General features: G+C 69.8%; 16 protein-coding genes and 1 pseudogene. 6 read left to right on the top strand and 11 right to left on the bottom strand.

The annotated features are described in order from the left end of the window. Together VF106_RS02800 and VF106_RS02805 are read left to right on the top strand one after the other, a co-directional pair. Positions 1-2,309: magnesium transporter CorA family protein (locus VF106_RS02800; protein WP_524535843.1), on the top strand; the 2,309-nt coding region annotated here is incomplete at its 5' end. A 2-nt stretch (positions 2,310-2,311) separates the two neighbouring features. After that, on the top strand, positions 2,312-3,058 hold the full coding sequence (locus tag VF106_RS02805; RefSeq protein WP_330837945.1) for a hypothetical protein: 747 nt from the start codon (positions 2,312-2,314) through the stop codon (positions 3,056-3,058). 519 nt (positions 3,059-3,577) lie between these two features. On the opposite strand, the gene VF106_RS02810 is transcribed toward VF106_RS02805, so the two are convergent. The 5 genes and pseudogenes from VF106_RS02810 to VF106_RS02830 form a co-directional block, all read right to left on the bottom strand. Continuing rightward, a complete protein-coding gene (locus VF106_RS02810) occupies positions 3,578-3,781 on the bottom strand; it encodes a cold-shock protein (RefSeq protein ID WP_330837946.1) in 204 nt (67 codons plus the stop codon). Between the two features lie 132 nt (positions 3,782-3,913). Beyond that, positions 3,914-4,322, bottom strand: a pseudogene (locus tag VF106_RS02815) (helicase-related protein); the annotation flags it as partial. 203 nt (positions 4,323-4,525) lie between these two features. Further along, the gene (locus VF106_RS02820) at positions 4,526-4,861 is read right to left on the bottom strand and encodes a hypothetical protein (protein ID WP_330837947.1); all 336 of its coding nucleotides are present in this window, start codon (positions 4,859-4,861) and stop codon (positions 4,526-4,528) included. Between the two features lie 231 nt (positions 4,862-5,092). Then, complete coding sequence (locus VF106_RS02825) at positions 5,093-5,449, bottom strand: HPF/RaiA family ribosome-associated protein (RefSeq protein WP_330837948.1); 357 nt, start codon at positions 5,447-5,449, stop codon at positions 5,093-5,095. Positions 5,450-5,942: 493 nt separating this feature from the next. Then, positions 5,943-6,605: a TetR/AcrR family transcriptional regulator gene (locus tag VF106_RS02830; protein WP_330837949.1), complete on the bottom strand. Its 663-nt coding sequence runs from the start codon at positions 6,603-6,605 to the stop codon at positions 5,943-5,945. Between the two features lie 101 nt (positions 6,606-6,706). On the opposite strand from VF106_RS02830, the gene VF106_RS02835 reads away from it, so the two are divergent. The 4 genes from VF106_RS02835 (at position 6,707) to VF106_RS02850 (ending at position 9,772) form a co-directional block, all read left to right on the top strand. Continuing rightward, entirely contained in the window at positions 6,707-7,387 is a 681-nt protein-coding gene (locus VF106_RS02835) for a DsbA family oxidoreductase (protein ID WP_330837950.1), read from the top strand. 47 nt (positions 7,388-7,434) lie between these two features. Next, the gene (locus tag VF106_RS02840) at positions 7,435-8,115 is read left to right on the top strand and encodes an SDR family NAD(P)-dependent oxidoreductase (protein WP_330837951.1); all 681 of its coding nucleotides are present in this window, start codon (positions 7,435-7,437) and stop codon (positions 8,113-8,115) included. Positions 8,116-8,440: 325 nt separating this feature from the next. After that, positions 8,441-9,352, top strand: coding sequence for a S1 family peptidase (locus VF106_RS02845; protein ID WP_330837952.1), 912 nt, complete (start codon positions 8,441-8,443; stop codon positions 9,350-9,352). A 252-nt stretch (positions 9,353-9,604) separates the two neighbouring features. Next, positions 9,605-9,772: a hypothetical protein gene (locus tag VF106_RS02850; RefSeq protein WP_330837953.1), complete on the top strand. Its 168-nt coding sequence runs from the start codon at positions 9,605-9,607 to the stop codon at positions 9,770-9,772. A gap of 20 nt (positions 9,773-9,792) precedes the next feature. Here VF106_RS02850 and VF106_RS02855 read toward each other — a convergent pair whose 3' ends face one another. The 6 genes from VF106_RS02855 to VF106_RS02880 form a co-directional block, all read right to left on the bottom strand. Continuing rightward, positions 9,793-9,972, bottom strand: coding sequence for a hypothetical protein (locus VF106_RS02855; protein WP_330837954.1), 180 nt, complete (start codon positions 9,970-9,972; stop codon positions 9,793-9,795). 306 nt (positions 9,973-10,278) lie between these two features. Continuing rightward, entirely contained in the window at positions 10,279-11,688 is a 1,410-nt protein-coding gene (locus VF106_RS02860; RefSeq protein ID WP_330837955.1) for an amidase, read from the bottom strand. Beyond that, positions 11,685-12,854 carry an MFS transporter gene (locus tag VF106_RS02865; RefSeq protein ID WP_330837956.1) on the bottom strand — a complete coding sequence of 390 codons (1,170 nt, stop codon included), beginning with the start codon at positions 12,852-12,854 and terminating at the stop codon, positions 11,685-11,687. Before VF106_RS02865 ends, VF106_RS02860 begins: the two co-directional genes overlap by 4 nt. Continuing rightward, positions 12,851-14,359 carry an amino acid adenylation domain-containing protein gene (locus tag VF106_RS02870; protein WP_330837957.1) on the bottom strand — a complete coding sequence of 503 codons (1,509 nt, stop codon included), beginning with the start codon at positions 14,357-14,359 and terminating at the stop codon, positions 12,851-12,853. Before VF106_RS02870 ends, VF106_RS02865 begins: the two co-directional genes overlap by 4 nt. Then, a complete protein-coding gene (locus tag VF106_RS02875) occupies positions 14,353-18,828 on the bottom strand; it encodes a condensation domain-containing protein (RefSeq protein WP_330837958.1) in 4,476 nt (1,491 codons plus the stop codon). The genes VF106_RS02870 and VF106_RS02875 overlap by 7 nt, the downstream gene beginning before the upstream one ends. After that, positions 18,825-24,860 (bottom strand): non-ribosomal peptide synthetase, encoded by a 6,036-nt coding sequence (locus tag VF106_RS02880; protein ID WP_330837959.1) that lies wholly within the window; start codon positions 24,858-24,860, stop codon positions 18,825-18,827. Before VF106_RS02880 ends, VF106_RS02875 begins: the two co-directional genes overlap by 4 nt. Between the last annotated feature and the right edge of the window lie 31 nt (positions 24,861-24,891).

The following is a 24,891-nucleotide window of genomic DNA, read 5'->3' on the forward strand; positions in this document are numbered from 1 at the left end:
TCATCAAGGATCTGGTGTCCTACCTGTTGCCGACGATCATCATCGCCGGGATCACGTGGATCGTCTCGCTGCTCAACCCTGCCTCGGCGTTCATCCGCGCCTGCAAGATGATCATCGACATCATCCGGTTCATCGTCACCCAGGGGCGCCAGATCATCGAGTTCGTCAACGCCGTTCTCGACGCGGTGATCGCGATCGCGCGGGGCGGCGCCGGTGGCGTGCCCGCGCTCGTCGAACGCGCCCTGGCCAGGTCGATTCCGGTGCTGATCGGGGCGCTGGCGGCGATCCTCGGCATCGGCGGCATTGCAGGCAAGGTCCGGCAGATCTTCCAGAAGCTGGCGAAACCGGTCAACCGAGCCGTGGACTGGGTGATCGACAAGATCGTCGGCCTGGTCAAGAAGCTCTGGTCCAAGCTGAAGGCCTCGCTGGACAAACGGCGGCCGAGGGACAGGCGCAGACCAGGCCAACGCGGACCCGGGGACACACGGAGGCCCACGGCCAGACGGAGGCCGGAGAGGCGGCGGCCAGACGCCGCGCGCCGCAAGGAGAAGGACCGATCGAACAGGCTCGACGAGGCCATGGCGGCTGCCAGGCGTGTCATGGCGCGCCACGCCCGCAAGCCCGTCGGTCGAGACGAGGTGACCGGACCGCTGTCGGCCATCCGCAGAAAGTTCCGGGTCCGTCGTGTCGACCTGGTCGACGCCGGCCAGGTGTGGGCGGTCGAAGCCGAGGTCAACCCGAAGAAGACGGAGAAGACCGACGCTCTCGTACCCGGGCCGAAGCGTGGTGATCACATCTTCGCCCTGGCCTTCGGGAAACAGCTTGGCCGAGCGCACACGAAGTCGGCGGCCGCTGTCCAAGCGCTTGACCTGAACCGCTCGCCGGCGGCACGGATCCTGGTCGACGGTCTCGCGATAGCCCGCGCCAAGGCCGCGGCGATCCCCGAACTGGTCGTACGCAAGCCACGGCAAGCGAGCGGTTCGGACGCCCATTCCATGATCTACGGCAATGCCTCGCGCGACGCGCTGCTGGCCATCGACACCGTCGCCGTCGCTGTGGCCCGGTACTACCAGCACCGGGACGAGGCCGACCTGCTGGCACGACATCTCGCCGTCAGCGCCATACAGGCCCGTCTTGCCGTCCACCACTGGATCGACGCGGTCATCGACAAGGAATCGTTGCCGTTCGTCCAGGACAAACGCCGCGAACTGGCCCTGGGGCAACGACTTCTCGATCAGATCCGCGCCGATCTCAGCGCCGTGTTCGGCCAGTTGTCGGGCCGCGGCATGGAAAAGGACCGGAGCGCCGAGGCGACTCCGCCGGACGACGACCTGAAACGCCTGGACGCCGCGCTCCGTGACGCCATCGCCCTGGTCCGTACCGGTATGCCGGTTGACGAGATCCAGGCCCGCCTGCCGGCTGTCCAACGCCGCCACCGGTTGACCGCGCTGTCCCTGGTCGTGGAACGCCTGGCCGGTGACCACTACGTGATCCACTTCGTCGCGACCATCAACCCGTCGAAGACGAGCCGTGCGGAGAACTCGCCGTTGAGCCGGAAGAAGGCGCAGGCCGACTACGGGGTTCTCATCAAGAACAGCCGAAAATTCCAACGCTTCGCCGACGCCAACAACGTGATCATCGAGGTGCGGCCCACCAACCCGGATTCGGTGCGCCACCTGATGCGCGGCGCCTGGTACAAACCGGTGGACATCAAGGCCAAGACCATCAACAACGCCGACACTTTCCTGAGTGTCGAGCCGGAGAAGAAGGGTCTGGTCGGATTCTTCGTCAACTCGGTTCCCCAGCCGAAGCGCGGGAACCTCGGGAAGGAGGACATCGAAGCGGGTCGGAAGCGGTACCGCATGCGAGTCGAGGAGCGCCGCGAATACGGTCAGAAGATGCGGAAGCTCGCGCGTAAACACCCGGGTCCCGGCCGGTTCGAGGTGATCGGTTACGTCGTCCACGGCTACGACAAGAACAAGGTCCGCCATCCCATCGCGGGCGATCACGACCTCTATGACATCCGGCGGCCGGATGGAACCGAGATCCCGCAGGACGAGTACGACCTGCTCATCCAGGACATGCGGGACGGCAAGTTCGGCGTGATGCACGGGGCCGTCGTGCGCTGGGACCCGGACGACCCACACGAGAAGGACATGCGCGACAAACTCGTGAGACAACACCAGCGTGGCGGCGGCGAGGGCCTGGTGCGGTTCACACCCGGTCAACCCATGCGGTTCGTCGTGGCGGAGACACCACTGTGGACAGACCGCCGCCCGTGGGTGCCACCCGCGGGAAGGCCGGACTAGCGATGCCGGGTGACCCCACCGCCGAGCGAGCACGGCTGATGGCCGAGAGCTTCCGATTGCTCGCGCAGGACTCGCCGGACCCCAACCGCGTCCGCGACGTCAACCACCGGTACCGGGCACTGCTGCCCGAGGTCGTCGTGGCGCGTAGCCCGGACAGCGGCGAGCCGGTCCGCTGGCCAATCGACGTGTTCGGCCTCGACGGTCGTTTCTGGGACTACCTGAACTCGATCCGCCGCCCGCCGCAGGCGCTTCCTCCGGGCTGGTTGGCGATGACCGGTGCGTTGCGGCCGGCCGACGAACTGGAGCACCCGCCCTTCGCGGTCGTCCCAGGGCCGGACGTGCCGTTCGTGGTGCCCCGGATCCTCGACAACCCGGGCGTACGGGCAGTGATCGCCGAGGTGCGCGTGGGTGGACACACCGGTTGGACGATCAGCTACTTCGGCCCAAAGCCCGAAGGCGTCCCGCTCGTGAACCTCTGGGGAGCCAACACATATCCGGTGTACCGGGATGGGGTCAACCGTGGCTGGGCCAGGGATCGGCCGAGGGTCTCGCAGTACGACTTCGGGCTCGCACCGTGGCTCCGCGCGGGCAAGGTGCTGTGGCTCGAGCCCGGCGACGAGTCGCTGACCTTGCGGGAGGGACTGGAGGGATGCCCGTTCGTCGGACTGGATGGTCGCCGACTGATCACAGTCATCGCGAACGGCGTGATCGAGCATGTGAGTGCTTTCGCTGGGCACGGCGCCGGCTAAGGACCTCAGTGGATGAGGGCGGTGGTGAGGGCTGCCAAATGGCCGGGGTGAGAGTTAGGGTGCCGCGGTCGCGGTCGCGGCCACCTCGACGCAGTTGCCGCCGTTAAATGCTGGACGTGCGCTAGCGAATCAGGAGTTGGTCAGTTCCTGCCATTAATATCACGCCACGGCGTCGTAGGTGGGCGGTCTCGTCGGGTGCGTCGCGAGTGAGATCGCAACGTAGCCAGGTGATCACGGTCGGGTGCCGGAGTTCGCTGGAAAGGCGTACGACCGGTGGAGCGTAGGGTGAGGTGGTAGGTACCCCAGCCCCCGGCGTGGCGCCAGGCGATCGAGGGCCTTGTTACAGCTAAGGAATTCACAGGTTAAAGATCAAGCTTAAGGGCTGTGCTCACATCACCCGTCACCGGGGTGTGCGGAAGCGACCACTGCAAGGCTTTCCTCTGCGCTTTCACAGCCACCGCCGAGCAAGTCGAATATGGGTTCGCATCCGGCGGATGCGAACCCATATTTCAGCTGAGATCAGATGGCGCGGACGCCCTGGGCCTGCGGCCCCTTCTGGCCCTGGCCGATCTCGAACTCCACGCGCTGTCCCTCGTCCAAGGACTTGAAACCGTTGCCCTGAATCTCAGAATAGTGCACGAACACGTCGGCACCACCGCCGTCCTGCTCGATGAAGCCAAAGCCCTTTTCCCCGTTGAACCACTTCACAGTGCCCTGCGCCATGCTGTTCTGACTCCCTGTACTAGAGCCGGGTCCTCACATCGAAGACCACGGTCTCGGTACCCATCCTGCCACCACCTTGCTCGTTCCCTCATCTGCGTCCGCGGTCGGTTCAGAGGCGGGGACGCTGGGCCGTGCGGACCTCCGCGCCGGGTTCGTGTTCGGGGCGATGTGGGTGCGCTCACCAGGCGCGAGTTGGTTGAGCAGCGGATGACCGGGGCGCAGGCGGGTGACGGTGGCGCTGACCCCGGCTTTGCGGGTGAGGTCGCGGACCTCGGCGACCTGCGCATCGGCCATCAAGGTGACGACCGCGCCAGACGCGCCGGCTCGTGCGGTGCGGCCTGAGCAGTGCAGATGTGCCTTCTACTCCATGGGTGGGGTCGGCGTGAATCACCAGCGTGACGTCGTCGACGTGGATGCCGCGGGCGGCAATGTCGGTAGCCACCAGGGTGGCCGCGCTACCTTCGGCGAAGGCGAGCAGGTTGCGGGTGCGCGCCGACTGACCGAGGCTGCCGTGCAGTCCGACGGCGGGCTCAGCAGGTGCTGGCCGCGCTCAACGACCCGTCGGCCCACTCGCTCACCGTGCCGCTCACCCCGGGCGACGCCCAGCAGTTCCTCGTCGCTCAAGCCACCGCCGCATCTCGGCCTCCGCCGTGACCAAGATCGCACCCCGGCACGCCACGTGAACACCCGGAGTTTCGTCGTCGCGCTCACTCCGGCCGGGTAAGCGCGCTGGGCGAACGCGCCTCATGGGATGTCGAAGGGAACTCTCTTCCTAACCTGGGGGAAGCTGGCGCTGATCGGGTTGTTCCAGCTGCTGCGCAGCGAAGTGAGCGGCTGTGCGGACGTCACGATCAGATACGGGTTGCCGGGGAAGATCGCCATGACAGCCGCACTGTCCTGCACCCTCGGTGTCGGCTCGACGCGGACAAGCAGTTCACCGACAGTGGCTTCCCACACCTCACCGTTGTGCTCCCACTGGACCGCCCAGAGCCGCGCTTCCGGCACCGGCACGGACGCTCCGGCGAACCGGGCCAACTCCACGTACCGCTGCTCGTACTCGTCCGCGGATGTCACAGGCAAGAAGAACTCCATAGCCGTCAGCCTCCCACCTTCAGAAACCCAACCTTTGCTCCTCCGACATGCGAGCTACATCAGAACCTGGCTGCACGAACTCGCCACCGCGCCAGCCGTTGTGACTGGACAATCGCATTCTTTGGCACTACCACCCTGGACACCACGGTTTGTCACCCATCCGAACACAAAGGACCGTCGCGTAGCTGATCAATACGCGACAGCCATCAAGCCATGCGGTTAGTTCGAGTCGTCGACGGATTCCATGTGGCGGATGGTGTCGCCGCCCTTGTGGTCGTGCGCGCGGGTGTACTTGGTGTCCAGCACTCGTTCCATCTTCTGCACGGCTCCGTTGTACGCATCATCCACCGAGCCCGCGTGGTGGGTCACCGCGACGGACTGGGCACCTGCTGGGCGGGCCTCGATCACGCAACGCTTGTCGTCGGTCCGCCCGGCCGCGTCCACACTGAAGTGCACCTCCACCCGGGTCAGCCACCGGTCGAACCGCGACAGGCTGGACGCCAGTTCGGTCGTCACGTAGGCAACCAGCTTCGCGCCACCATGGATGTTGTGGTCGGTGTTGACCTGGATCTGCACGTGCAACCCTCCAACGAACTACTACATGTGGATCACGCCACACTACGCGGCCGCAGACCACCTTGCCTGTTGCCAGGCGCACACGTCGCCGCTGCTTCCGGCGATGGCGGTGGCCTTAACAGGGCCTGGGCAATGGTGCGAATACGTCGCATGACGACTTCATTTCCCGGAACACTTCGCCCCGCCCGCCCAGCGACACAACCGGGGCCGGCAGCGGTACGCCATTCCGCACCGGGGCCATACGGGTTGTGGCCGCGTGGGTGAACAGCAGCCGGTCCGTCCTGGCCGCCGCGAAGACCTGGCGCCGCGCGGCGACGGGCCTGGTGCACCCGCTCCATTCGGGCGCGTCGGCGTGGGCGGTGGCGTCTCGGCTGATGTTGATCACCTCGGGGCCGGCACGCACCAGCCGGGGACGAGGAATGTGCCGATATGCCCGCTCCCGCCGACAACCCGACGCGCATGAGAAGCCCATCAATGGCGCATGGCACTGCGGCTATGTCCGCTGGGTGCGTTGCAGAGCCCGCACGAGGGCCTCGCGTGCGGGTGGTGCCGGCAGAGGTTGAGAGTTGTCGGCCGCGAAGGCTTGCAGCATGTATTCCACGTGGCGTTGCCATGCGTCAGGTGCGGTGCCGGCGGTGGCGGCGACGACGCCGGCGTTGGCCATCAGCAGCACGACGAGGTCGTCGGGGTGGAAGTCAGGGCGTAGCCGCCCGGTCGCCCTGGCTTTCCGGACGATCGTGATCCAGTCCCGGAAGGCGGCGTCGCGTCGTAGCTCCAGTTCCTCGACCGCGGGGTTGGCCGCGGCGAAGGTGATGGTGAGCAGGTCGGCGAAGCCACGGTCGCTGGCCTGCATGGCGCATACACGACGCACATAGCCGCAGAATCCTTTCCACGGGTCCGGCTCGGCGAGCGCTTCGGCGGCGGCGTCGGCGTAGCTGGTCATCTTGTCGCAGAACGCGGCGGCGATCAGCGAGGCGCGGTCCGGGAACCGGCGGTGCACGGTGGCCTCACCGACCCCGGCCAGCCGGGCGATCTCGTCGAACGGCACCTGCAGGCCACCCTCGGCGAACGCGCGCTGCGCCGCCGCGACGATCGCCGTGCGGTTACGCGCCGCGTCGGTACGCAGGGGGCGGTCGGAGACCGTTCGCTTTGTCACACACCCACCATCCCACAAGTGGAGGAAAGGCACCACTTCCGTGCTACCTTGAAGTGAAGGAAGGACTCCACTTCCGGTGGAACCGATCGTTGGAGGGCGCCATGTCGAGCGCACATGCTGCTGAAGTACCGCGAGCGGACACGGTCCGGCTCCGCGTCGACGTGTGGACCGATCTGGGCTGCCCGTGGTGCTACCTGGGGATCCACCGGCTCCGCCGGGCAGTGGACGAGGCCGGCCTGACAGCCGAGACCGACCTGGTGCCCCGGTCGTTCGAGCTTGACCCGGGCGCACCGACCGAACCGGTGACGATCACGGAGATCGTCACCCGCAAGCACGGCGTGTCCCCGCGCGAGGCGTTGCAGGCGGAGGCCGGCATCCAGAAGCTCGCGGTGGCCGAGGGGTTGCCGTTCACCAGCGACCGGCCGCACGCCAACTCCTTCGACGTGCAGCGGGTCCTGCAGTTCGCGAACCGGCAGGGCCGCGGCGTCGACTTCTTCGAAACGGTCCAGCGACGCTACTTCGCCGGGCAGATCAACCCCTACGAGCACAACAGTCTGATCGCCGTCGCCGTCGAGACCGGCCTTGACGGCGACCAAGTCCGCGGCGCGCTGACCGGCAACGCCCACTCCAGTGACGTACGCCGCGACGAGGACGCCGGACAGCAACTCGGCATCACCGGCGTCCCGTTCGTCCTGCTCGACCAGCGCTACACGATCGCCGGCGCGCAGTCCCCCGAGGCGTATGCGCGAGCCATCGAACAGGTCATGGCACAGAAGCGATGACCACAAGTTCGCCGTCACCGTCAACTGATCTCCGGAAAGGACGATTCATGCCCACCATCGCCATTGTCGGTGCCGGCCCCGGGCTGGGGCTGTCCATAGCAAGAGTATTCGGCCGCAACGGATTCTCCGTCGCGCTCGTGTCGCGGACCCAGGACAAGCTCGACCGGCTCGCCGCGGAACTGGCGGAGTCAGGCCTCGACGCCGCCGGGTTCGCCGCCGACGTCATGGACCGGCCATCCCTGGCCGCCGCGTTCACCCGCATCAAGGAACGCTTCGGCGACATCGACGTCCTGGAGTACTCACCTGCCCCGCACAACCCGGTCCCCGGCATCACCATGACCGCCGCGCTGGACGCGACCGTCGACAACATCCAGCCCCAACTGGACTACTACCTCTACGGCGCACTCACCGCGGCACAGCAGGTCCTCCCCGAAATGATCAAACGCGACACGGGCACCCTGCTGTTCACCACCGGCGGATCCTCCATGGACCCACACGCGGCGCCACCCGAGTTCGGCACCATCGCCATCGCAGGCGCCGCCCTGCGCGCCTGGGTACTGAAACTGCACGAGTCGACCGCCGGCACCGGTGTGTACGCGGCCCACGTGCCGATCTTCGCCTGGATCGGCGCCGGCGGCCCGGAAACCCACCCGGACACCATCGCCCAGCGCTACTGGGACATCCACACCAAGCGCGACGGCGCCGAACACCCCTACGCCGCCCCCTGAGGTGGGCCGCGTCATGACCATGATTGCGTTTCTCGTCGGATGCCTCACATTCTGACCAATCGCGACCTTGCCGCATTTATGCGAATGTTCAACACAATTCGGATTGATACGCGCCGGCGAGTTGACTGCCGTCGCCGCTTCCTCATTGGCGCGCCGAACTTGGCGGCAACGAAGGGGCCCCGGGCGTCTGACCGCACACGATTCCGGAGAGTGAGACATTCAAGCCGTCATTGTCCCCGAACGGCCGATATCCGAGGGTCACTCGATCATAGTTTGATCAACGCGCTTCCGACTCTCCCACTAGGTAAGAACAAGGAGAACATTAATGAGGCGCAGCACGTTCGCGAGGATGATGAGCGGCCCACTGTTAGCAGCGGGGGTGGCGCTGACCTTGGCCGCACCCGTCAGCGCCGCTCCGGCAGCTCCGACCGTCGCTCAACTCTCCACTGCTCAGGCAAAGCTGGACAACGCGGCCGCCAGCCGCCCGAGTTCCGTCACCGGCTGGTATGTCGACCAGGCGTCGAAGTCGCTCGTGGTGTCGGTGCACGGCAACCACGCCGGAGTCGCGAAATGGGCCGAGAACCTCGGAGCGGGCGCGGTCACGATCGAGAAGGTCGCCGAGGTTCCCCGGCCATACTGGTGGAACTCCATCGGCGGGCAGGGGATCACCAGCACCACCGGCGGCGCCTGCTCCCAGGGCTTCAACGCGATCTCCGGCGGTACTCGGTATGTCATCACCGCCGGCCACTGCACCGCCCTCGGCGGCACCTGGTCCGGCACCGGCGGCGTGATCGGCACCGCCGCGATCTCGTCCTACCCGGGCAACGACTACGGGCTCATCCAGGTGACGGGCCCCGAGGTGGCCTTCACAGCGTGGGTCGACCGGTACACCGCGGGCAGCGACGTCACCATCACCGGTTCCTCCAACGCGACCATCGGCATGGCGGTCTGCCGCTCCGGCGCCGCCAGCGGATGGACCTGCGGCACGGTCACCGCGACCAACACGACCGTCTGCTACCCGGATGGCTGTGTCAGCCAGATGATCCGCACCGACCTGTGCGCCGCACCGGGCGACTCCGGCGGCTCGCTGGTGACCAACCCGAGCGGCAGCGCGAGCGGCAATGAAGTGCACGCGGTCGGCCTGACATCCGGCGGCACCGGCAACTGCACAACCTACTACCAGCCGATCACCGAGGCGCTGGCAGCCGGAACCGCCACCCTCGTCACGGATAGCTGACCCACCCGTGGCGGACGGGCCGGCAGGACGCCGGCCCGTCCGCCGAGCGCTGTGCATGATCGCGCGTGCCGGCCTCAGCAGCCACCGATATAGGCAACCCGCTGCCTCAGGTCGGATTGCCTACGAGCAATTCGGTGGACAGTACCCAAAAGCCGGACGCATACATGCCGGACGTTCAAACGGTGCTGGCGTCCAGTATTTCTCCGTTGCCGCCCGGCGCCGCAAGGATCACGACGCCCTACCGATGGACCAGTGCGTGGCAATCCTGGCCGCGCCGAGCTGCGCGCGGATGCACTGCTGAGACTGGAGGACGTGGCACCGGCCGCAGAGATCGCGCCGTCGCCCCTGTGGGCCTACCTCGCCCGCGACGTAGCCGGCATCCCGGCACCGCAGGCCACCACCGGCGGTCGCAAGCTGTAGTCCCGGCCAGTGGTCAATGACTAGTGGGCTCGGCAGAGGAAACGTGCGCGGAGCTCGGCCCGCGTACGTTCGATGTCGCGATCGTCGGCGTCACTGCTGCCGATCGGCCGCGACGTGAACGTGGGTTGAAGCCGGCGGTTGCGTTCCAGTCCAAAAACGACCGTGGAAACAATGATCAGAACGATGATGTACTCCACCATGAGTTGATGGTGCACCTGTCGCACTGTCCACGCCAGCCCGACGATCGGCTGATATTGAACCGCATCCGCTGTCGCAATAAGTAACGTCGGCGGCCCACTGAATTCACCCTCGCATGGACCACGTCTGCCGTCTCGTCCCATCGCCTGAATGATCAAGATTCAATCGCCATGGACATTCATTTGCTGTTGAATCCGGGATCTCACTCGACGGAACTCGAAGTAATTTGGTCATTGCCATATTCAGTGGTCGGGATTCGAGTTCCTCGAACGACGCGTCCGCGATGCAGTGCTACCGTGTCGTCGGGCTCACCACGTCGGGGGCCTGCGCATGTGCCAGTTCAGTTCCTCTTCCAACTGGTGCGCCAATCCCAGCAGTGTCGCCTCCTGGCGCTGCTTCGCCGCCACCATGACCCCGATCGGCAGGCCGTCCCGGGACCAGTGCGCGGGCACGGTGATCGCGGGTTGACCGGTCAGGTTGTAGAGCGGGGTGAACGGGTTGAACCTCGCCTGCTCGTCGAACTCCTCCTCGGGAGTCGCCAGCGCGCGGAAGTGTCCGACCGGGGCCGGGGGCTGGGCGAGCGTCGGCGTGAGGACCGCGTCGTAGTCCGCCAGGGCGACGGCCACCCGGCGCGAGATCTGCTGCGCGGCCGTGACGGCCCTGGTCAGCTGTACGGCGGAAAGCTGCTCGCCCTGCTCGCGCAGCCACGCCGTGAACGGTTGGAGCGCGCCCACCTGCGCGGGCTCCAACGGGATCGTCGCCGCCCCGGTGGAGAACAGCGTGCGGAAGACCGCCCGCACGTCCGGCGGGAACGGGTTCGGGATGTCCTCCACGTGGTGCCCCAACGCTTCCAGGACCCGGGAGGTCGCCTCCCAAGCCTCCAGGCACTCGCCGTCCACCACCACGTCGGGGATCACCGGCGTCGCGAACCTCGCGATCCTCAGGCGCCCGCGGAAGTTCCTGGCCCGGTCGGCGAAGCCGGGTTCCGCGGGCAGCGCGAACGGGTCACCCGGCATGGGTACGGCGAGCGCGTCCAGCATCGTCGCCGCGTCCAACACCGTCCTAGCCAGGACGCCGTTGGCGAACAGCCCGGTGGTCTCGCCGCTGAGCGGGCCCGAGCTGATCCGGCCCCGTGACGGCTTCAGGCCCACCAGGCCGCACACGCTGGCGGGGATGCGGACGGAACCCGCGCTGTCGCTGCCGTGCGCGAGCGACACCAGGCCGGTGGCGACCGCGGCCCCGGCACCGCCGCTGGACCCGCCCGCGGACCTCGTGGTGTCCCAGGGTGTGCGCGCGGGCGGCGCGACGGCGGTCTCGGTGTAGCAGGCCGCGCCCAGTTCGGCGGTGGTGGTCTTGCCCAGGATCACCATGTTCGCGCGCCGGACCAGTGTGGTCACGTTGTCGTCGAAGTCCGGGACGAAGCCGGGGAACGCCGCCGAACCGAACGCGGCGGGCATGCCCGCGACGAAGTTCAGGTCCTTGATGGCGGTGCAGACCCCGTGCAACGGCGGCACGTCGACGCCTTCCGCGATGGCGCGTTCGGCGTCGACCGCCGCGTTGATGGCCGCGTCGCGCGCGACCGCGGCGAACGCCCCGATCTGGTGGTCGAACTTGTCGATCCGAGCCAGGTAGTGCCGGGCGAGTTCGACCGGGCTCAGCTCACGGGCGCGGATGGCCGCGGCCTGCTCGACGGCGGTCAGTTCATGCGGTTCGGTCATGCCGTCCTCACAGCGCCGGATCGGACAGGGAGCAGGAAGAACAGGGCGCACCACACGACGGCGGCGGCGACCAGGCACAGGACCACGATGCCGTGGCCGTCGACGGCCCACGACCCCACCAGCCCGCCCAGCGCGACTCCGAGGAACACCGACGACGAGTTGAGCGAGGCGACCACCGACCCCTCGGTGGGGTGCACGGCGAAGAGCCGGTGGAGCTGTGTCGGGACGATCGTCCACCCGACCATCCCCCACAGCGACAGCAGGACCAGCGTGGCGACCAGCCCGTCGGCCAGCGGCAGGGCGACCAGGATCGCGCCGACCGCCGTGACGGTCACCAGCAGCAGGGGCCGCCAGTGGAACCGGTCCGACAGCACTCCCCCGCTGATGGTGCCGACCAGCGTGCTGGCGCCGAACACGGTCAGCGCCAAGGCAAGGACGCCGGTCCCCGCGCCGACGTTCTCGTCGACGACCACCGCCAGGTAGGAGTGCACGACGAACTCACCGGTGACCACGACCACCGTCAGCGCGAGCGCGCCGAGCAGGGTGCGGTCGCCCAGGAGCCGCAGCCGGTCCCTGACCGGCACGGGGGTGGGCCTCGGGTTCGCCAGTCCCCCGGTGGCCTGCTGCGCCAGCGCGGACACGAGCCCGAGCACCGCGATGGAGATCAGCACCCACCGCCAGCCCACGAGCGCGGCCAGGTAGATCCCCGCTGGCACCCCGAGCACGGTGGCCGCGGTGACACCCGACAGCACCAACGAGACCGCGCGCCCACTGCGACGTTCCGGTGCCGAGGCCGCGGCGGTGGCCGTGGCGTTGGGCAGGTAGGCGCACGCGCCGAGCGCGGCGACGAACCGGCCGACGCCGAGCAGCGTGATCGTGCCCGACGCGGCCACGAGGTTGCCCAACGCGAACAGCAGCAGGCCTGCCATGCTGATCCGGCGCTGCGACTGGCCGCTCACGAGGGTCGCGACGAGCGGCGCCGCGATCGCGTACGTCAGCGGGAACACGGCGAGGACCTGCCCGACCGCGCCCGGCTCGGCGTGCAGGCCCTCGCTGACCTCCAGCAGGATCCCGGACAGCACGGACGCGTCGACCCCGATCGCGAACGCGCCCGCCACCAGCGGAGAAAGGCGCCACAGCGACACTTCTCGCTCGGACTGGGTCATCGATCACCGACACCCGGGTTCGGCGGCGGCAGTGCGCGGCGGTCCACCTTGCCGTTGCTTGCCAACGGCAGCCGGTCCAGTTCCACGAACCATGTGGGGATCATGTAGGCGGGCAGTCGATCACGCAGGTGTGCGCGCACGGTGTCCTCGGTCCCCGGCCGGTGCGGGACGATGTATCCCGTGATCCACTTCTCGCCGGCGGGATCCGTGTGCACCGCACAGCACGCCTGCCGCACCCCGGGCGCCTCCAGCAGTGCCGCCTCCACGGCGTCGAGTTCGACACGGAAGCCGCGGATCTTGACCTGGTTGTCGCCGCGGCCGAGGAACTCCACCACGCCGTCCGGCCGTCGCCGCACTCGGTCGCCGGTGCGGTAGACGACCGCCGTGGCGCCCGGCACGAGCGGGTCGGGCAGGAACCGCGCCGCGGTCTGCTCGGCGTCGGTGTACCCACGGGCGACCCCACCGCCCCCGATGACCAGCTCGCCCTCCTGGCCGTCGGTGACCGGGCACAGGTCATCGTCCAGCACGTGCACGTACACGCCCCGCAAAGGCCGTCCGATCGGCACCGGTCCCTCGGTGTCGGCCTCGGTGATCCTGCGGTGCACCAAGGTGAAGGTGGTGGCCTCGGTGGGTCCGTAGCCGTTGCTGATCGTCGTGCCCGGCAGTGCCCGCAGCGCGGTCCGCACGTGGCGGTGTGAGAGCACGTCCCCGCCGACGATCAGTTGACGCAGGCCGGTGAGGCCGTCGAGGGCGGTGTCCACGACGACGTTGAACAGGCCCTTGCTCAGGTAGAGCACGGTGACACCGAAGCGCGTGACGAGGTCGGCGATCCGGTACGGATCCAGCAACCCCGGCTTCGGCACGACGAGCCTGCCGCCGGCGCCGAGGCAACCCCACACCTCGAACGTGGCCGCGTCGAACGTCGGCGCCGCGATGGCGCAGTACACCTGGTCCCGATCCGCCAGCGCGAACCCGCCGTCCACCAGGGTGAGCACCGAGCGGTGCTCGACCCGCACCCCCTTCGGCCGGCCGGTCGACCCCGACGTGTAGAGCACGTAGGCGAGATCCGCGCCGTGCGCACCCGTGTCCGGTGGGACCGACGGCAGTCCGGCCAGTTCGTCGCGCACGTCGTCGAGCACGATCACCTCGGTGGAGCGGCCCGGCGCCGACTCCGCCTGGTCGGCAAGCACGAGGGAGCACCCACCGTCGGAGACCAGGAAGTCGTTGTGTTGAGGGGGACTCCCCGGATCCAGCGGCAGGTACGCCGCGCCGGACTGGAGGATCGCCAACTGCGCGATCACCAGCCGCGGGCCGCTGCCAGCGGAGATGCCCACCACGCTGTCCCGCCCCACCCCCCTGCGGACCAGCAGGTGCGCGAGCCTGGCCGCCTCGGAAACCAGCCCGCGGTAGCTCAGCTCGCCGTCCTCCCACACCAGTGCGATGTGGTCCGGCATGGCCTCGGCCAACCCGGCCACCCGCTCGTGGACGGTCTGCCCGGTCACCACGGCGCCGCCTCCGGGTCGGCGAGAAGGTCGGTGAACGCCCGGAAGTACTGCCGGGCCAACGATTCGGCGCCGCCCGCCGGTAGGCAACCCGATCGAGTGTGCAGGGCGAGCACGGTCGTGCCGTCGAGCGGGTCCACGCGGAAGTGCGCCGCGACCGGCTGCGGGAACGGGTCGCGCCCGGACCGCAACCGCACGCCGAACCGCTGCCCGGTGGGCGCGGCGTGCTGGAAGTGCACGAAGTTGAACAGGGCGGTGAAGGGCTCCCGGATGCCCAGCGCTCGCTGGATGTCGGGGAACGGGCAGCCCAGGTGCGGCAGGACTCCCGCCTCGGCCACCTGGACGGCACGCACGAGTCGCCGCCAGGTCGTCGGCTGTTCGCGAAGCACCAGCGGCACCACGTTGAGGAAGTTGCCCACCGCGTCGTATGGCACGTCTTCGGTCCGCCCGTGCAGCACGAGACCGGTCGCCACGTAGGGCGAGTTCCCGATGGACGGTGGCGTGACCACGCTGATGTGCGCGGCGAGCAGCAGCAGCCTGGTGGACACGTGCTCTGCCCTGGCCAGCGCGGTCAGCCGGGCGACCAGGTCGGGGGGCAGCACGTGGTCCACGGCCTCGCTGCGCCCGCCGTCCCCGGGAGAGGCGATCAGCGGAACCCGTTGCGGCACCGCCGACGCCAGCTCGTCCCGCCAGAACGGGAGCGCCTGGGGCAGCCGTGCCTCCTGGCGGGCTGACTCGACGAACTCCGGGTAGGTTTTGTCCACGGCGAGGGCTTCCGGTTCCGTGCCGCGCAGCCGTGTGCCGTACCGCTCGAGTATCTGCGCGAGCAGCGACGACAGCGACATCCCGTCGATGATCGCGTGGTGGACCACCACACCGAACCGGACGCGGTCGGTGCCCGTTCGAACCAGGTGCCAGCGGATGAGACCCGGCTCGCCGACGTCGAATCCCCGGTAGCGCTCGGCGGCCCACCAGAGGTCGTACCGCTCGGGTGTGAGTTCCCGCGTGGTGAACGCCGGTGCCACGTCGGCAGCCACCTGCTGGCTCCACGAGCCCAGCGCGTCGCGCCGGAACCCGGTGCGCAGCGCGGGGTGACGGGCCGTCACGTCGGCCAGCACCCGCCGCAGGACCTCCGGCTCGTAGGGCACGTCGGCCTCGTAGTCCGCCGAGACGACGTAGGTCGCGTCCGCGGACTCGCGGTCCGCTTCGTCCAGCATCCGGCACTGTGTACCGGTCGGCGGCGGAAGGCCGACGGGTTTCGCGGAGCTTGCGGAGCGAACATCAGGCACAGTCGGCTCGGTGGGCACGGCGTCGCCGAGGTCGCCGAACCGGGGGTTGGCGTAGAGCACATCCAGCGGCACGTGGTATCCGGCCGCCGCCAGCCGGGACCGCACCCGGACGAGGCTGATGGAGTCGCCGCCCAACGAGAAGAAGTCGTCGCCGTCGAATACCTCGTCCACACCGAGCACCTCTTGCCACGCCGCGCGCAGCGCGTCGGCGGGAACCAGCACGGCCGGTGCCGTCACGACATCCGGAACCCGGGCCCGCACCGGGTCGAACCGGCTCAGCGCGTCGATCCGGGAATCGAGCCGGTCCGGCAACGCCTCCAGCACTGCCACGAGGTCCGCGGTGAACCCGACCACTGTGTCGGCGTCGTACAGGTCGAGCGCGTACTCGACGCTCCCCCGCACCGCGCCGTCCTCGACTCGCGCGCGGACGCACAGGTCGAACTGGGCGCTTCGCCCCGCCACGTCCAGCCAGTTCAGCTCGAGGCCGTGCATGGTGTGCGCGGGTGGCAGCATCTCGTGCAGCGCCACGAGCACCTGGAACAGCGGGTTGCCCGAGGACGCCCGGCTGTCGGGCAGCGCCTCCACGATGCGGTCGAATCCCGTGCCGGCGTGGGCCAGCGCGCCCACGACGGACGCGGCGACCTCGTCGACCAACTCGGCGACGCCACCGCGCGGGTCCACGTCCACCGCGAACGGCACCGTGTCGACCATGAGTCCCACCAGCGGTTCGAACTCCGGCTCCGGGCGCTGGGCGACCGGTGTGCCCAACGCGAACCGCCGTGCGCCTGACCGTGCCGCGAGCACGACGGACACGGCGACGGCGAGCACCGCGAACAACGTCGTCCCGCGTTCCTCCGCCACGTCGAGCAGCCGCTTCACATCGGTCTCGTCGACGCTGAACCCGACGTCGGCACCCCTGAACGTCGGCCTGGCCGGACGGGTCCGCCTGCCCGGCAGCGCCACATCGGCCGCGACACCGTCGAGCGCGGTGCGCCAGTACTCCGCGTCATCGTCCCCGAAGGGCCTTTCCCATTGGTAGCGCGCGTAGTCCACGTACCTGTGGGTCAGCTCGACCAGGTCGGCCGGCCGCCGCTGCGCCGCCGCTTCGTACAGCTCCACCAGGTCGTCCAGCATGACCTTCATCGACCACTCGTCCGCGACGAGGTGGTGCAGGCACAGCTGCACGACCGCGCGGGCCGGCGCGAGCCGACAGCACGTGACGCGCAACGCGGGCTCCACGCTGAGGTCGAAGCGGCGGCATGCCTCGTCAGACAGCAGCGCCGGCAGGTCCTCCTCGGACACGTCCCGCACGTCCCACCGCACGTCGGGAACGGGGTGGACGACCGCCCGGGGCGTGCCGTCGACCTCCGGGAAGGTGGTGCGCAGAACCTCGTGCCGCATGACAAGCGCGGTCACCGCGTCACACAGCAGGGCCAGGTCCAGCGGCCCGTCGATCCGCACGGCCGCGGACACCAGGTAGGCCCCGCTGTCGGGGAACAGCTCATCGAGGAACCAGAGCCGTTGCTGGGCGGGGGAAAGCCCGTACGCGGGCAGACCGTTGTGCTCGCCGACCGGTTCGGTCCTCGGGACGGCGGGCGCGGTACCGACACGCACCTCGTCCACGCGTGCCGCGCAGTCCGCCAGCACCGGCGCGGCGAAGACCACCTCGACCGGCAGGGGCACACGGAGTCGCTCGCGCACCTTCGACGCCACCCGCATGGCCATCAGCGACTGCCCGCCGATCGCGAAGAAGTTCGCGTGTGCCGAGGTGACCCGCACCCCGAGCAGCTCCGACCAGATGTCGGCCAGGACCCGCTCGGTCCTGGTGGTGAGCGATGTCTCCGCACCCGTCCCGCGGGCGGCACGGACCTCCCGCTGCCCGCGTACCGCCAAGCGCGGCATGGTGTCGCGCAACGATTCCCCGGGTTCGGTCAGCAGCCACTCCAGCACGCGCCGGTAGTCGGCGATGACGTCGGTCGCCGCGGTGGGCCCCACATACGCGGTGTCGTAGGACAGGTAGACCACGCCGTCGTCCCCGATGCGTCCACCGGGCACGATCATCATGGACAGCGGCACGTCGGTGGTCTCCACGAAGTCGAGGTCCGAGATCCGCCAGTTCTCCCGTTCCGCCAGCATCTTTCGGTCGAACGGGAAGTTCTGCACGACGAACAGCGCCTGGAACCACGGCTGGTCGGCCGGTCGGTCACACCACTCGTGCAGGGTGATCAGCGGCACGCGGTCGTGCTCCGCACAGGCCGACATCGCCTCGTGGCACACCCGGAGGAAGGTCGTCACCGGCGCGTCCCTGTCGATCCTCGTGCGCACCGGGAGCGTGTTGAGCAGCAGGCCGACCGCGCGGTCCGCGCCCACGAACGCGGAGTTGCGCCCGGAGGAGACGACCCCGGTCACGAGGTCGTCGTCGCCGAAGGCCCCGAGCTGGAGCTGCCAGGCGGCGAAGTACACCGCGGCCGGGGTGGTCCGATGCCGTGCCGCGAAGTCCTTCACCGCGTCGGTGATCCGACCGGGCAGCGGCCGGTCGGCGCGTTCGTAGCCGTGCCGACCGCCCGCGCCGGCCAGGCGAATCGGTTCGACGGCGCCCACTCCCGCCAGGTGTTCGGTCCAGAAGGAACGCGACTCGGTGAGGTCGGCCTCCAGCGCGTTCCGCACGATGGTCCCCGGGTGCGGCCGGGGCGCGAGTCGGGGCACGCCGCCCTCGGCCAACTCGGCGTACACCGCGAAGAACTCCTGGAGCAGGATCGTGGCCGACCAGCCGTCGAGTATCACGTGGTGCATGGTCCACAGCAGGTACCAGCGGCCGGGGGCCTCAGGCAGCACGGTGAGGCGGAACAGGGGCGCCCGGTCCAGCGCGAAGCCCTCGCGGGAGTCGCGCCGTGTCACCTCCGCGCGGTCCTCCCCTGCGTCGAGCACCCGCACCTCGGGCTCCGCGGTGCGGTGCACGACCTGGACCGGCTGGTCGACGCCTTCCCAGTGCACGCTGGTGCGCAGCGCCGGATGGTGGTCGACCAGCAGCCGCCACGACTCACGCAGCAGGTCGACGTCCAGCGCGCCCTCGACGGTGCACGAGCGCTGTTCGATGTAGACGCCGCTGCCCGGTGAGCGCAGGGTGCGGACCAGCATCCCGACCTGACCCGGCAGCAGCGGGTAGATGTCCTCGACGTTCACCGGGCCTTCCCCTCGAGCTGCGCGATCAGGTTGTCGAGACCGGCTTGGGACAGGCCCGCGAGCGGGAAGTCCTCGGCCCTCGGCGCGCTCCCGGCAGCGTCCAGCGCGGCGATCGCGCACAGCTCGGCCACCAGGGCGCCGAGGATGGCGCGGACCCGCGTCCCCTCGGCCTCCGGGTGCAGGGCCCGCAGGCGCAGCGAGCCGTCCACGATCAGCGCGACGATCTCCAGCACGTGCGAGCGGGGGCGACGCGGCGCCCGGTCCCCGTCGGTGTCCGCCCGCACCGCGACCAGCGGGTCGGGCAGCGCCTGCTCGAACCGGCCGAGGTAGTTGACCAGCACGTCCGGGAAGCCGACGCCGGGCTCCGCGGCCCGCAGTGCCAGGTATCCGCGCGGATCCGCGTTCACGGCGTCCTTCACCCGCCGGGCGCGCTCGACCGCGTCGCCGTCGGCCGGGATCGTGGCCGGCACCGGAGCGGCGAGGCAGCCCACCGCTTCGGCGAGCTCCGGCCTGCCGCGGCCACCGGTCATCACGTCCACGGTGACGGCCTGCCCGCCGAGCGCCGTCCCCGTCGCGGCCAGCAGCAGGTGCACGGGACTGAGTCGGGTGTCCCGGGCGAGATCCACGAGTGCCGTGGTCGCCTCGACGCCGAGCGCGGCCTCGACGACTCGCTCGTCCGCCCGCGTGCCCGCGGCCGAACCGCCAAACGCCACCGCGTTCCCGCGGGTCAGCAGGCCGCGCCACACCTCCTGGTCGGACGGCGGGCCCGCGTCGGCCAACACCGCCACCGGGACACCCGCGCCGAGCCGGCTGACCCCGCCGAGGCACGCCTCGAGCAGATCCGCCAGCACGATCTGCAACGACGCCGCGTCGGCGACCGCGTGGTGCGCGACGAGCACGAGCCTGCCCGAGTGCTGCCCCACGCGGAACACCCGTCCCTCGGCCAGCCGCAGCGACCGGTGCAGCCGCGCCAGCCACGTGTCGAAGTCCGGCTCGTCGTGCGTCCACACGGCGTCGGCGATGTCCTGGACCTCCTGCCAGCAGGTGCCGTCCTGGCGCTGTTCGAGCGCTGTGCGCAGCGACTCGTGCCGCGCCAGCACCGCTGCGACCGCGTGCTCGAGGACAGTGGGCTCCAGCGGCGCACGCAGGTCTGCCACAAGCGATACGTTGTCCCAGTCACGATCGTCGCCCGCCAGCACGAACAGCTGCTGCGGCGTCGCGGGCACGGGCCCTCGGGTGACCGCGAACCCACCCGTCGTCCCACCGCTGTGCTCGAGGTGCGCGGACAGTTCCCGCACCGTCGGGTGATCGAACAGGTCCTTCGGCCTGATGCCGTGACCGAGCCGCCTGGCGCGGGCGCAGACCTGGATGCTCAGGATCGAGTCACCGCCCAGGTCGAAGAAGTCGTCGTGCACGTCGATGCCGTCCATCCCCAGCACCGACACCCACACGTCGAGCAGCTCACGCTCCAACGGCGTCGTGTCGTGCGAGGCCATCTCGTGCGACGTCGGGCCGTGGGCTCCGCTGACACGGCTGCCTGCTTCGACCGGCTCGGCTGCCGCCGACGTGTCCGGCGTGACACAGGTCCACTCCTCGCACCGGGACTCCGGCGCCGCCGTCATCAGGCGCAACGCGTCGACCATGTCGTGCGCGAAGGCAAGCGCCTGCGACTCCGCCAGCTCGCCGGTGGCGTAGTTCGCGACGATCGCCAACTCCCCGGTGAGCGGATGCACCCGCGCGTTGACCGTGAGCGGGAAGTGGAACGGGTCGGTGAACCGGCCGTCCAGGTATGTCAGCTCCGGCCGGTCCACAATCTCCTGGTAGACGTGAAAGTGGATGTAGTTGAACGCCGTCTCGAACAGCGGCCTGCCGCGGTGCTTGCGCTGCAGCGCGACCACGGGGTAACGGCGGTGCTCGAAGAGGTCGGTCTCGGCGTCGAACACCGACCGCACGAACTGCGCCCAGGTTCCCGTCACCTCCACGCGCAGCGGCGCGGTGTTCAGGAACTGGCCGAGCACCCGCTCGGCACCGACCCGTTCGGGCCTGCCGCCGCTGACGAGACCGGTGAGCACGTCGCTGATCCCGGTCGCCCGCGCGAGCGCGGCGACGTGCGAGCCGAGCAGCACGGCTTTGGTCGAGACGCCGAGGTCGTTCGCCAGGTCCCTGATCCTCGCCACCAGGTCGGTGGGAACCTGGACGGGCAGGTCGATGCTGCGGCTCGGCCGGTCGGGCGCGGGCGAGCGGCGTGGCAGGCGCAGGAACACCGCGCCCTTGAGCCGGTCGACCCAGAACCGCTCGGACTCGGGGGCGGCCAGCGCGATCTGCTCCTCGACGATGAAGTCGCGGTAGCGCACCGCCCGCTCCCCCGCACCGGGTTCGATCCCGCCGAGCCGGTCGAGGTAGCCGCTGAACAGCTCCGTCAGGAACGTGGCGGCGCTCCACCCGTCGAAGACCGAGTCGTGGAACGAGACCACGAGGTCGAGCACCTCGTCGGACCGGCGCAGCACGACGAGGCGCACCAGCGGCGGCGCGGTCAGGTCGAACGGCGCGCACTGTTCGGTGTCGAAGACCTCCGAGGCCCTGCGCTCCTGCTCGTCGGCAGGCAGCCCGCGCAGGTCCCGCACCGACACCGGCAGCTCCGCCGAGCCCCGCACGTACTGGAACGCGCCCTCGGCGGCGGCCAGATCGAACCGCGTGCGCAGAATGTCGTGCTGCCGCACCAGCGCGTCCACGGTGTCCTGGAACACCTTCTCGTCGAACGGCATCCGCAGGTGCAACAGAAAGGTGACCTGGTAGACAGCGGCGTCCCGCTCGTACTCACTGTGGAAGATCATCCCGGCCTGGAGCGCCGAAAGCGGGTACGCGTCAACGACGTCGTCCGGCAGCACCTCGGGCCGGGCGAGCACCGCGGCGTTCTCCCGCGACACCACGAGGGGGCGGGTCTTCGCCGCCATGGCCGCCAACCGCTGGTTCCGGAACATCTCCGGCACGTCGATGTCCAGTCCGCGTTCGCGCAGCAGCGCGCGGACCCTGATCGACTGGAGGGAGTCGCCGCCGCGCTCGAAGAAGTTGTCCTCCGCCGACAGCGACCCCGCGTCCGTGCGCAGCACCTCGGCCCACACCTCGCGCAGCACCAGCGCCCGCTCCGACAGCGGCTCGGTCGCGGGTTCCCCGCGTCGGCGGACCTCGGGCTTCGGCAGGGCCTTGCGGTCGAGTTTGCCGCTGCTCGTGAGCGGCATCGCGGCCATCGGCACGAACAGCGACGGCACCATGTACTCGGGCAGCCGCTCGGCCAGGTGGCCGCGCAGCTCCGGCGTGTCCGCCGCGGACACGACGTAGCACACCAGCTTCGGGCTCGGGCCGACGTCCTCGCGCAGCACGACCACCGCCTCCTGGACGTCGGAGTGCTCCACCAGCACCGCCTCGATCTCGCCCAGCTCGATCCGCAGGCCGCGCAGCTTGACCTGGTGGTCGATGCGGCCGAGGAACTCCAGGTAGCCCTGCGGAGTCCAGCGGGCCAGGTCGCCCGTGCGGTAGAGCCGACCATCCGCGGTTTCGACGAACCGCTCCGCGGTCAGGTCCGGCCGCCCCAGGTAACCGCGGGCGAGCTGGACGCCGCCGATGTGCAGCTCGCCAGGCGTGCCGATCGGCGCGAGCCCGCCCGCGGCGTCCAGCACGCGCAGCACGGTGTTGGCGACCGGCCTGCCGATCGGCACCACGGGGGCGGTGTCGTCGTCGCGACACGTCCAGTGCGTGACGTCGACCGATGCCTCGGTCGGCCCGTACAGGTTGTGCACCTCGGCGCGGTTGACTGTGCGGAACCTGGCCACCAGCGCGGACGGCAGCGCCTCGCCGCTGCAGATCACCCGGCGCAGCGAGTCGCACCGCGACAGCGCCGGCTCCTCGACGAAGGCGGCCAGCATCGAGGGGACGAAGTGCACAGTGGTGACGGACTCCCGCCGGATCACCCCGGCGAGGTACTCGGGGTCCTTGTGACCCTCGGGCCGCGCCATGACGAGGGTGGCGCCGACCATCAGCGGCCAGAAGAACTCCCAGACCGAGACGTCGAACGTGGCGGGCGTCTTCTGCAGCACCGTGTCGTCGTGGCCGAGGCCGTAGCGCGACTGCATCCACACCAGTCGGTTCACGATTCCCTTGTGCGGCACGGCGACGCCCTTGGGTCGCCCGGTGGATCCGGAGGTGTAGATGACGTAGGCCAGGTCGTCACCGGTTCCGCCGCCGCCATCCGCGTCCCCGCCGGTGCCGGCGCCCACCAGCGGCAGGATCGGCGCGTCGGGAGCCGCGGCCCGCAGGCGGTCGGCCCGCGCCCCCTCGGCGAGCAGCACCGCGGGGCGGGCCTCGCCGAGGATGTCGGCGATGCGGCGGACGGGTTGGTGCGGGTCGAGCGGGAGGTACGCGCCGTCGGCCAGCAGCACACCAAGCAGCGCGACCACGAGCCGCACCGACCGGTCACCGCACACGCCGACCACGACGTCGGGGCCTACGCCGTGACCGCGCAGCTCGGCACTCAGAGTTCGCGCCTTCGCGACCAACTCGGCGTAGGTCAGCTCGCCGTCCTCGTCCCGCACCGCCGGGGCGTGCGGCCTCCGCTCGGCCTGCTCGAGCACGAAGTCGTGCAGCCGCTTGTCGCCGTGCTCCGGACCCGGCACGTCGGTGAAGGCCGCGAGCCGCGCGCGTTCACCGTCGGGCAGCACGTCCAGCAGCGCCACCGGCTGGTCGGGGTCGGCGAGCGCGGACTCGACCAGCACGTGCAGGCGGTCGACGATCAACCGCGCCCACTCCTCGTCGTAGCGCGAGGTCCGGTACTCGATCCAGCCCCGCAGGCCCTCTCCACGCGGTGTCTCCAGGTGCAGCCCGAGGTCGTACTGGGCGGCGCCAGTGTCGACCTGCCCGAGCACCTCGGTGGACAGCCCCGCCATGACAGGCGCGGGCATCGGCGCGCCGAGCAGGTTGACCATCACCTGGCACAGCGGCTGCACCCCCTCGTCTCTGGTGATGCCGAGCCGGTCGAGGATGCGGTCGAACGGGACGTGCTGGTGGCGCTTCGCGTCCTCGACCACCTCGTGCACGTTGCGCAGGTGCTCGCGGAACGTGAGCCCCTCGGGGAACGCGGCGCGCAGCGGCACCGTGTTGACGAACATCCCCACGACGGTCCGCGTCTCCGGCCTGGTGCGGTTGGCCATCGGCGCGGCGACGACGACGTCGTCCTGCGCGGCCAGCCGCGACACCAGCACCTGCACCACCGCGACGAGGAAGGCGAACGGCCGTGCGCCGACCGAGGCCGCCAGGTCCTTCATCCGCCGCGAGGTGTACTCGGGCCACTCGAACGGCACACGCGCGCCAGCGGACTCGTTGGCGTGCCGCGGCACCGTGCTGCCGGGGATGCGGGACTCCAGCGGCGCGCCTTCCAGGTGCCGGCGCCAGAAGTCCTCCGCCTCGTGGTCGAGCCGCGCGTCGCGTTCGTGTGCCGCGCACTCCACCAGCGTCGTCGCCGGCGGAGCGCCCGTGACGAGTCCCTCTCGATAGGCGGTTTCGAGATCGCGGACGAACAGCCGCGACGACCAGCCGTCGGCGACGAGGTGGTGCAACGAGACAAGCAACACGTGGTGCTCGGCGCCCAGCCGGACGAGCGCGAGCCGGACGACCTCCGCGGTGATGTCGAACGGGACGCGGGCCAGCCCGCGCAACACGGCGTCCAGCTCCGCCTCATCGGCGTCCATAATGGACATATGCCGCGGCTTCGCGGCGAGCACCCGCTGACACGGGACTCCCCGCACCGTCTCGAAGACGGTCCGCAACGAGTCGTGCCGCGCGATCACGGCGTTCAGCGCGTTCTCCAGCCGCGCCACGTCCAGCGGGCCGCGCACGCGCAGCCCCACGGAGAGGTTGTAGGCGACCGTGTGGGGGTCTGCCTGCATCAGGAACCACAGCCGCTGCTGCGCGGCCGTGAGCGGACTGGCATTGGCCAGGTCGGTCATCGACATCCCCCCGACGTGTGGCTCGGCGGCCACGCGGTTCAGTTCAGCCGGACTGGCGCGGCAG

It is taken from the genome of Actinophytocola sp. (assembly GCF_036378875.1).
Classification (GTDB): Bacteria; Actinomycetota; Actinomycetes; order Mycobacteriales; family Pseudonocardiaceae; genus Actinophytocola.